The organism is Mesorhizobium sp. B1-1-5 (genome assembly GCF_006443065.1).
In the GTDB taxonomy this organism is placed as follows: domain Bacteria; phylum Pseudomonadota; class Alphaproteobacteria; order Rhizobiales; family Rhizobiaceae; genus Mesorhizobium.
Window position 1 is genome coordinate 1 of the sequence record NZ_VFWS01000207.1, and the last position, 4020, is coordinate 4020.

The following is a 4020-nucleotide window of genomic DNA, read 5'->3' on the forward strand; positions in this document are numbered from 1 at the left end:
GCCTCAGAGCAGTTGCTGCGTCGATGATAGATTGTCGATGTAATGATGGAGAGTCGCCGTGGATGACGACGCCAGCGATGCTTTGGGAGGATGCTGCGGGACCGGCAACCAATCGGTCAGCGAGGCGGCCGCCGGCGCAATCCTGACGATCGACCTCGGGGCCATCCGCGAAAACTACCGCCGGCTGAAGGCGCGGCTGAGCGGCGTCCGCTGCGCCGGGGTGCTCAAGGCTGACGGCTACGGACTTGGCGCCGCGCAAGTGGCATCGGCGCTGGCGAAAGAGGGCTGCGACATCTTCTTCGTCGCGCTGCTCGGCGAAGGCATCGCGCTGCGCAAGGCGATCGGCCCCGGGCCGGACATCTTCGTGCTGAACGGGCTGCCGCCCGGCTCGGAACCGGAAGCCGCGGCGGCCGGGCTTTGCCCGGTCATCAACAGCGCCATGCAACTGAAGGCCTGGCGCGAGATCGCGCGAGGCATGGGCCAGAGCCTTGCCGCCGCCATCCAGGTCGACAGCGGAATGGCCAGGCTCGGCATGGCGCCGGCGGAAGTCGAGGCGGTCGCGGGGGAGGCCGGCGCCTTCGATGGCGTCGACATTCGTTTCGTCATGAGCCATCTCGCCCGCGCCGACGAGCCGCAACAGGCGGCGAACGAGAGGCAGCGGCACGAATTCGAGCGGCTGCGCAGGATGCTGCCCGCGGCGCCCGCCTCCTTGGCCAACTCGTCCGGCATCTTTCTCGGACCGGCCTATCACTGTGACCTTGCCCGTCCGGGAGCCGCGCTTTACGGCGTCAACCCGACGCCACACGCGCCCAATCCGATGCTGCCGGTCATACGGCTGCAAGCCAAGGTGGCGCAGACGCGGCAGATCGGCGCCGGCGCCGGCATCGGCTATGGCCATACCCACCAGGCGGATGGACCGCTCGATCTCGCGACCATTTCGCTGGGTTATGGCGACGGCTGGCACCGGCGCGCCGCTTCGGCCGCTTGGTTCGAGGGCGTGCGATTGCCGTTCGTCGGACGCGTGTCGATGGATTCGATCATCCTCGACATTTCGGCGCTTCCGGCCGGCCGGCTCGGCGAAGGCGACCTCGTCGACCTCATCGGTCCGTCGCAAAGCGTCGACGACGCGGCCGGCCATGCCGGCACCATCGGCTACGAGATATTGACCAGCCTGGGCGCGCGCTTTCACCGCCGTTACATCGGCGGATAACCCAGCACTTGGCGGGTGCCGCAAAATCCGGCAGACAGGGGAATGTCCATGTCTCAGGCGGCATGATCGGCTTTGAGGGAGCTTTGAATGAAAGTCATCGTGCTGGGCGGCGGCGTGATCGGGGTCACCACCGCCTACTTCCTCGCCGAGGCCGGTCATGAAGTGACCGTCTACGATCGCCAGCCGGGGCCGGCGCTCGAGACCAGCTTCGCCAATGCCGGCGAAATATCGCCGGGCTATGCCTCGCCTTGGGCCGGGCCCGGCATTCCGGTCAAGGCCGTCAAATGGCTGTTGATGAAATACGGCCCGCTGGTGGTGCGGCCGGCCTTCGACCCGAATATGTGGACCTGGGTCCTCAAGATGCTGCGCAACTGCACGGCCGAGCGCTACGCGCTCAACAAGTCGCGCATGGTGCCACTTGCCGAATACAGCCGCGACACGCTGAAGGCGCTGCGCGAGGCGACCGGCATCACTTATGACGAACGGACCAAAGGCACGCTGCAGCTGTTTCGCAAGCAGAAGCAGCTCGACGGCACCGGCGGCGACGTCGAGGTGCTGAAGAAATACGGCGTGCCTTACGAGATCCTCGACCGCGACGGCTGTGTCGCCGCCGAGCCGGCCCTTGCGGCGGTGCGCGAGAAATTCGTCGGCGGCCTCAGGCTTCCGGGCGACGAGACCGGCGACTGCAAGATGTTCACCGATAAGCTCGCAGAACTGTGCGTGGCGCGCGGCGTGACCTTCGAATATGGCTCGACCATCCGGCGCATCGTCAGGAACCGCAATCGCCTCACCAACGTCCTCACGGAGAGCGGATGGAAATCGGCGGACGCCTTCGTGATGGCGATGGGCAGCTATTCGGCGCAGTTCATGCGCTCGCTGGGGCGGCCGATACCGATCTATCCGGTCAAGGGCTATTCGATCACCGTGCCGATCGACAATGTCGAGGCCGCGCCTGTGTCGACCGTCATGGACGAGACCTACAAGGTGGCGATCACCAGGCTCGGCGACCGCATCCGGGTCGGCGGCACGGCGGAGATTTCGGGCTATGACCTTCGCCTGCAGGAATCACGCCGCCGCACGCTCGAATACTCGGTCGGCGATCTCTTCCCCGGCGGCGGCGACCTCAAGGCGGCGAGCTTCTGGTGCGGCTTGCGGCCGATGACGCCGGATGGACCGCCCTTGATCGGGCAAAGCGAGGTTGCCAACCTCTATCTCAACACCGGCCACGGCACGCTCGGCTGGACCATGGCCTGCGGCTCGGCCAAGGTGCTCGCCGACATCATGTCCAACCGGGTGCCGGAGATCAACGCGCGCGACCTGAGCCCGGAGCGGTATCTGAAGCCTATCTGAGGGGCTTTGCATCTGCTTCGGCGGGCTCGCTTCAGAACGCTTCCCTGACCCAGCTGTCGCCGAACAGCTGCCGGTAGAGCCTCGCGCTGGCAAGGCGGCGACGACCAACTGCCTGTGATAGAATCGGCCGCAGCGAGGGATGCATCTTTTTCTTTTTGCGGCGCAAACGCCGGCGCTTGGCAGAAGCCTCTCAATCTCATCATTCCAAGGCGGAGCAGCCGCGAAGCGGCGTCGCGGAGACCCTGGAATCCATTCCGTGACCTTGATCGAGGACGCAGCGGAGCAGAATTCTGCACCGCAGCAGCGCTCATGCGTCACGGAATGGATCCTCGGGTCTGCGCGCGTCGCTTCGCTCCTTGCTCCGCCCGTGGATGATGAGGCCGCACCGTTTCGGCCAATCTCCGAGGCATATTATCTGTCAACGCGAACATAGCCGACCGGGCAAGATTTCCGTGCCGAGGAACTGGGGGACGTTTGCTTAAGCAGTCCTTGGATCGTGTTCTAGACAAAAAGGCCGCGCTCGCGTTCCACCGCCTTGGTGATGAAGTTGGCGACCAGCTGCACGCGGCGCAGCGGCCGCACCGATTCATGATAGACCAGCCAGTAGGCGCGGCGGATGGGCGCGACGATGTCGACCGGCACCAGCTCCGGCATCGAACGGGCGACGAACGTGTGGAGGATGCCGATGCCCGCGCCGGAGCGCACCGCTTCGGCCTGGCCAAGCGCCGAGGAGATAGCGAAGGTCGTGCGCCATTCGGGGCTGAACTCGGCGGCATAGTCAAGCGAGGGGCTGACGATGAGGTCCGGCACATAGCCGATCAGCGTGTGCCGGCCGAGCTCGGCCGGCGCTTTCGGCAGGCCGTTGGCTTCGGCATAGGCGCGGGATGCGAACAGGCCGAGCGTATAGTCGACCAGCTTGCCCGCCACCAGCCGCCCTTCGCTCGGCCGCTCGACGGTGATCGCGATATCAGCCTCGCGGCGCGACAGGGAGAATGAGCGCGGCACCGGCACCAGCTGGATGGTGAGCTCGCGGTGCAGCGCAGTCAGCTCGCCCAGTCGTTTTGCCAGGAAGGCGACGCCAAAGCCGTCCGGCGCGCCGATGCGCACCGTGCCCGAAACATCGTCGCCCTCGCCGGCAATGGTCGAGCGCGCGGCGATCATGTCGCTCTCCATGCGCTCGGCTATGTCGAGGAAGCGCTCGCCGGCCGGCGTCAGTTCGCTGCCGGTGGTCAGGCGGCGGAAGAGTTTTGTGCGAAGCGCCTCTTCGAGCGCGGCGATGCGGCGCGAGACCGTGGCGTGGTTGAGCTCTAGGCGCTTGGCCGCGCCGAGGATCTGGCCGGCGCGGGCCACGGCTAGGAAGATGCGGACGTCATCCCAGTTCATGGGAGTGGTCCGCTCTGTGATTGTCAACGCTGCGTTCCTTCGCGCCCCCCTCTGGCCTGCCGGCCATCTCCCCCTCT

At 66.2% G+C, this 4020-nt stretch carries 3 protein-coding genes; 2 read left to right on the forward strand and 1 reads right to left on the reverse strand.

The genetic code is table 11. The features are described from left to right. Positions 1-58 precede the first annotated feature (58 nt). Both alr and FJ980_RS29335 read left to right on the forward strand, forming a co-directional pair. The gene (alr, locus tag FJ980_RS29330; protein ID WP_246676594.1) at positions 59-1210 is read left to right on the forward strand and encodes an alanine racemase; all 1152 of its coding nucleotides are present in this window, start codon (positions 59-61) and stop codon (positions 1208-1210) included. An 87-nt stretch (positions 1211-1297) separates the two neighbouring features. Next, the gene (locus FJ980_RS29335; protein ID WP_140547124.1) at positions 1298-2560 is read left to right on the forward strand and encodes a D-amino acid dehydrogenase; all 1263 of its coding nucleotides are present in this window, start codon (positions 1298-1300) and stop codon (positions 2558-2560) included. 501 nt (positions 2561-3061) lie between these two features. Here the strand turns inward: FJ980_RS29335 and FJ980_RS29340 are convergent. Then, positions 3062-3943 carry a LysR family transcriptional regulator gene (locus tag FJ980_RS29340; protein ID WP_140547125.1) on the reverse strand — a complete coding sequence of 294 codons (882 nt, stop codon included), beginning with the start codon at positions 3941-3943 and terminating at the stop codon, positions 3062-3064. Between the last annotated feature and the right edge of the window lie 77 nt (positions 3944-4020).